At 73.4% G+C, this 5,359-nt stretch carries 5 protein-coding genes; 1 reads left to right on the forward strand and 4 read right to left on the reverse strand.

Features of this window, described 5'->3' with window-relative positions:
* Both P1P70_RS39950 and P1P70_RS39955 read right to left on the reverse strand, forming a co-directional pair.
* A partial coding sequence (locus P1P70_RS39950; protein ID WP_319246700.1) for an MFS transporter occupies positions 1-1,373 on the reverse strand: 1,373 nt, incomplete at its 3' end.
* Complete coding sequence (locus tag P1P70_RS39955) at positions 1,370-1,948, reverse strand: TetR/AcrR family transcriptional regulator (RefSeq protein ID WP_319246702.1); 579 nt, start codon at positions 1,946-1,948, stop codon at positions 1,370-1,372. The genes P1P70_RS39950 and P1P70_RS39955, both read right to left, overlap by 4 nt.
* An 86-nt stretch (positions 1,949-2,034) precedes the next feature.
* Here P1P70_RS39955 and P1P70_RS39960 point away from each other — a divergent pair, with 86 nt between their 5' ends.
* Positions 2,035-3,150 carry an ABC transporter substrate-binding protein gene (locus tag P1P70_RS39960; RefSeq protein WP_319246707.1) on the forward strand — a complete coding sequence of 372 codons (1,116 nt, stop codon included), beginning with the start codon at positions 2,035-2,037 and terminating at the stop codon, positions 3,148-3,150.
* A gap of 30 nt (positions 3,151-3,180) precedes the next feature.
* Here P1P70_RS39960 and P1P70_RS39965 read toward each other — a convergent pair whose 3' ends face one another.
* Positions 3,181-3,630, reverse strand: a complete 450-nt coding sequence (locus tag P1P70_RS39965; RefSeq protein ID WP_319246704.1) for a hypothetical protein — start codon at positions 3,628-3,630, stop codon at positions 3,181-3,183.
* Positions 3,631-3,931: 301 nt separating this feature from the next.
* The gene (locus tag P1P70_RS39970) at positions 3,932-5,272 is read right to left on the reverse strand and encodes an MFS transporter (protein WP_319246705.1); all 1,341 of its coding nucleotides are present in this window, start codon (positions 5,270-5,272) and stop codon (positions 3,932-3,934) included.
* Between the last annotated feature and the right edge of the window lie 87 nt (positions 5,273-5,359).

Here is a 5,359-nt window from a genome sequence, read left to right on the forward strand (position 1 = left end):
GGCATTCGCAGGGCGAAAGGCGCACCCGAGGCGGCCACACCGGCCAGGAGCAGCAGCGCAGGGCCGGTGCCGAGCGGCATGAGCGTGGTCGCGGCCGCCACACCGAGCGTCGGGCCGACGTTCATCGCGGTCTGCTGGAGCCCGCCCGCCACCCCGGCCGCCTCCGGCGGCGCATGCCGTACGACGACGGCGGTCGCGGTGACCATCAGCGCGCCGAAACCGGCCCCCAGCAGCAGGAACCCGCCCCCGATCAGCGTCGTCGACGACCCGGGGCCGAGCCGGGACAGCGTCAGCACACCGCCGGTGAGCAGCACGCTCCCCGTGAGAGCCGTGGGACGGGCGCCCCACCTGCGCAGCAGGACCGCCGACAGCGGCGCCCCGAGCACCATCGTCACGCCGCCGGGCAGCGCGACGAGACTGGTGCGCAGCGGGTCCATGCCGAGCACGTCCTGGAGGACGAAGCTGCACGCGAACAACGCGCCCAGCATCGCCGCGGAGGCGGTCACCAGCAGCCCGAGCGCCGCGCGCACCGGCGCCGCACCGAGCACGGCGGACGGCAACAGCGGGTCGGGGGTTCGCCGTTCGTGCCGTACGAGGGCGACGGCGGACGCGGCGGCGATCAGCACGCCGAGCACACCGGTGGCCGTCCAGCCGTGCTCCGGCACCCCGACCAGCGTGTGCACGAGAGCCGCCAGGGTCACGGCGAGCAGCGCGGCGCCGGGCAGGTCGAGCCGGGCGCGCGGTGCCCGCGTCGTGTTCCGCGCGAGCGGGGCGCGCACCGCCAGCGCCAGCAGACCCATGATCAGGGCCGGTACGACGTTGAGGAAGAACACCGTCCGCCAGCCCAGCCGGTCGACGAGCACACCGCCGACCAGCGGACCGGCCGCCACCGCCACCCCGATGGCACTGGTCCGCAGCGCGATGGGCATGGCCAGCCGGTCGGGCGGGAACGCCGCCCGCAGCATGCCGAGTGTGGCGGGCTGCAGCAGCGCGCCGAAGACGCCCTGGACCACCCGCAGCCCGATCACCCAGCCCACATCGGGCGCGAACCCGATCCCGGCGCAGGCCGCGCCGAACCCCAGCACACCCCAGGCGAACACCCGCCGATGCCCGAACCGGTCGCCCAGCCGTCCCGCGAACACCAGCAGCCCGGCCACCGCGATCAGATATCCGGTGCTGGTCCACTGCACCTGGGTGAGTGAGGCGTCCAGGTCGCGCTGCAGAGTCGGCTGGGCGATCGTCAGCACCGTTCCGTCGAGGGCGACGAGCACGGCACCGAGCACGCTGCTCGCGAGGGTGAGGCGGCGGTGATACGGGGAGACGGACACGGGTCCGTGCCGGTGGACCCCGGCCTCCGTCGTGGGCGCCGTCACCGCCCTTCGCTCCCCAGGTGCGCGTCCAGCGCGGTGCGCAGCAGGGGTGCGAAGTCGTCGGCCCCCGTGGTGAGTTGGAGGCTGCCCCAGGTCCACAGCTGGGCGATGCCGTAGAGGTTCGCCAGCAGGGCGCCCGCGACGAGCCGCGCGTCGGCGTCGGGCCGGGCCCGCCCGACGAGATCCACCAACAGCGCGAAGATCGGGAGGCTGGCGTCCCGCAGCCCCAACTCGTTGCTCTCCAGCAGATCGTGACGGAACATCAGTTCGTGCATGCCCCGGTTGGTCAGCGCGAAGTCCAGGTACACGCGCCCCAGCGTCGCGATCTGCTCCCGCGGACCCGCCGTGCCGTCCCCGAGGGCCGCGACCCCCCGGCCCGCCAGCTCCTCGAACCCCCGGCGCGCGATGGCCGACAGCAGCTCCAGGTGCGTGGGGAAGTAGCGGCGAGGCGCCCCGTGCGACACCCCGGCCCGCCGTGCGATCTCCCGCAACGACAGGGCCTGCACGCCCTCCGCCGTCACCAACTCGACCCCGACGTCCACGAGTCGGGACCGCAGCCCCGTGTTCCGTTCTTCCATAGACACTGTCTACCAGGAGGTGGTAGACAGTGTCTACCGCGATATTGGTTTGCCCGTCGGCGCCGACGGTGGATGCAATGACCCGCATGATCACAGGTGAGCCCGGCCCGGACCGGCACGCGGACGACACCGGGGGGCCGATCCGGATCGGCGCACTCGCCCCCCTGAGCCCGCCCGGCTGGGTCGAGGCGGGCCGGCATCTGCTCGCCGGTCTCGAGGTGGGCGTGGGCGAGGTCAACGACTCCGGCGGTGTCGCCGGGCGGCCGCTCGAACTGGTGGTCAGGGACACCGCGGCCGATCCGCTGCGGGCCTCGGCGGCCGTGGAGGAGCTGGCGCACCTCGGGGTGGCCGCCCTGGTCGGGGAGTACCACAGCGTCGTCGCCCGCGCCGCCGCAGGACGGGCCGACGCCCTCGGCCTGCCGTACCTCTGCTCGTCGGCGGTCCTCGACGCGCTCACCGACCAGCCGACGGACCGGGTCGCGCGTCTCTCGCCGCCGCAGTCCCGGGGCTGGCGGATCTACGCGGACCACCTCCTCGGCGCGGGCCACAGCCGTATCGCCGTGGTCACCCAGCCGAGCGTCTACTGGGCGGCCGGGACCCGCGTCCTGCGGGACCACCTCGCCGCGTACGGCGGCACCGTCGACGAAATCGACAGCGGCGCGCTCACCCCCGCCGGCGTGTGCGACGCGCTCGCCGACCGGCGCGCGACGGCCCTGCTCCTGCTGGTCGGCCATCCGCACCCGGCGGTGCAGATCGTCCGGGCCGTCCGCCGTGACCGCCGGCTCGCCGAGGTGCTGATCGGTGCTCCGGCCGGGCAACCGGAGCTCGCCAGCTGGGTGACGTCACTGGGGGACGACGGTGCCGGGGTGCCGTTCCTCAGCTACGACCGCGACCGGCTCGGCCCCCTCGGCTCACGGGTCGGGAGGGTCCTCGGTGATCGGCTCGGGGAAGCGCCCTCCTTCGTCGCCTTCGAGGGCTACGACACGGTCGCGGTGCTTGCCGAGGCCATGCGCTCGTACGGCACGGACCGGGCGGGCGTCGCCGCGTCCTGGCCGCACGTCACGGTGGAGGGCACCCGCGGCCGGATCAGCTTCTCCCGGGTGCCGGGCATCGGGGTGTGGCAGTGGGCCGGGGCGCCGGTCCAGGTCGTCGACCGGGATCCGGCGGCACCGCATCGGTTGCGGGTCCTGCACAGGGGCTGATCGGCAACGGCTGCATCATCACCGGGGGCCTCAGCCGGAGGTCTCCGCGCGTTCGAGCATGCACAGTCTCTTCTCGTCGGGGTCGCCGATGTACGTCCACAGGTCGGGCTTCTTCTTCGTGCCCCGCGTTTCGTACGTGCCCCGTACCCCGCTCGGCGTGAACGTGAGGTGGACCGTCGAGACGGGGTCGTCCGTGCCGACGCCGTTGCGGGTGTCCCGTTCCCAGGTGCCCGTGCCGGGGTTCGGGGCGAGGACCTCGTCGAAGCCGTCGTCGTCGTTGTCGTCGAAGTCGCCGCAGATCTCGGTCGAGGTGAACGTCCCGTCCTCCTTCAGCACCAGACGCCCGCCCCCCGCGTCCACCCATGTGCCCGTGATCTCGGCCGTGCTCATGGTCAGGGGCTTGCCGCCGGGCACGGGGAGCGCGAGACCACTCAGGATCACCAGCCCGAAGGACAGGCCGATCCCGAGCAGGAACAGCACGCCGCATCCTGCCGCGCCGGCGAGCGGGACGAGCAGGGCGATTCGCAGGCGCCGTCGGCTCGTCTCGGCCGGGGGGCGCCCCTGCCACGGGGGCGGGGTGGCTCTGTAAGGGTCCTCGCCGCGCTGCACATCGTCCCCCTGCGGTGTGGTGCCGCGGGGTCGCGGCGGTGCGATCATCATGCCGCCGAGCCGCGTGCGCCTTCGCGGCGGGGTAGCGCGCGGGCACCGGCACCACGCGCGCGGGTCCCCGGGCACCCTCGCGGGGTGCCCGGGGACCCGCGGCGGGACCGGGCGCCGTGGCTCAGGCCGCGACGCGGTCCCGGTCGTTCTTCTCGTGCGGCGTACGGGTGCCGAGGAGTTCGGTGGGGATCTTGTGCGTCTCGCGGGCGGTGAGGGCGGCGAGGACCGGCGGGACGCACAGGGCGGCGGTGAAGAGGGCCACGGCGAACCAGTCGTCGCCGTCCGGGCCGGCGATCTGCGCGGCGAAGGTGACGGCGAATCCGGCGACGGCGAAGCCGATCTGGGTGCCGATGGCCATGCCGGACAGCCGGACCCGGGTGGAGAACATCTCGCCGTAGAAGGCGGGCCAGATGCCGTTCGCGGCGCTGTAGACGACACCGAAGGTGACGATGCCGAGGACCAGGACCAGCGGGTAGGCGCCGGTGGAGATCGCCCACAGGTAGACGAACATCATCACTGCGCTGCCGGCCGCGCCGATCAGGAACACCGGGCGGCGGCCGATGCGGTCGGAGAGCGTGGCCCACAGCGGGATCGCGGCGAGCGCGACCAGGTTGGCGAGCGCGCCCACCCACAGCATCGACGAACGGGACAGGCCGACCGAGTCGCTCGTGCCGTACGCCAGCGCCCACACGGTGAAGATCGTGGAGACCGAGGCGACCAGCGCGCCCGCGATCACCCGGAGCACGTCCGCCCAGTGCTCGCGCAGCAGGATGGCCAGCGGCAGCTTGGCGACGCCCCCGGACTCGGTCTGCTGGGTGAAGGCGGGGGTCTCGTCCAGGGTGCGGCGGATGACGTAGCCGACGACGGCGACCGCGATGCTCATCCAGAACGGGACGCGCCAGCCCCAGGAGAGCAGTTGGTCCTCGGGGAGCGCGGCGATCGGGATGAAGACCAGGGTGGCGAGCAGCTGCCCGCCCTGGGTGCCGCTCAGGGTGAAGCTGGTGAAGAAGCCGCGCCGCTCCGACGGCGCGTGTTCCAGCGTCATCGAGTTCGCGCTGGCCTGCTCACCGGCCGCCGATATGCCCTGCAGGACACGGCAGATCACGAGGAGGACCGGGGCGAGGGTGCCGACCTGGTCGCGGGTGGGCAGGCAGCCGATCAGGAACGTCGACAGGCCCATCAGGATCAGCGTGAAGACCATGATCTTCTTGCGGCCCAGCCGGTCGCCGTAGTGCCCGAGGAACAGCGCGCCGATCGGCCGCGCCGCGTACGCGACACCGAAGGTGCCCAGCGAGAGCAGGGTCGCGGTGGCCGGGTCGGACTCGTCGAAGAAGACCGTCGGGAAGATCAGGGCGGCGGCGCTGCCGTAGATGAAGAAGTCGTAGTACTCCAGGGCGCTGCCGATCCAGGCGGCCGTGGCGGCCTTCTTGGGCTGGCCGGGCGGTGCGGCGGGGACGGACACGGCGTGGCTCCTTCGAGGGATCTCCCCCATGAGAGGGGGGTGAAGCGGGAGGAAGGCAAGGCGAGGCGGGGCGAATCACAGCGGGGG

Origin of the sequence: Streptomyces sp. MB09-02B, assembly GCF_033794485.1 — a bacterium.
GTDB lineage: Bacteria > Actinomycetota > Actinomycetes > Streptomycetales > Streptomycetaceae > Streptomyces.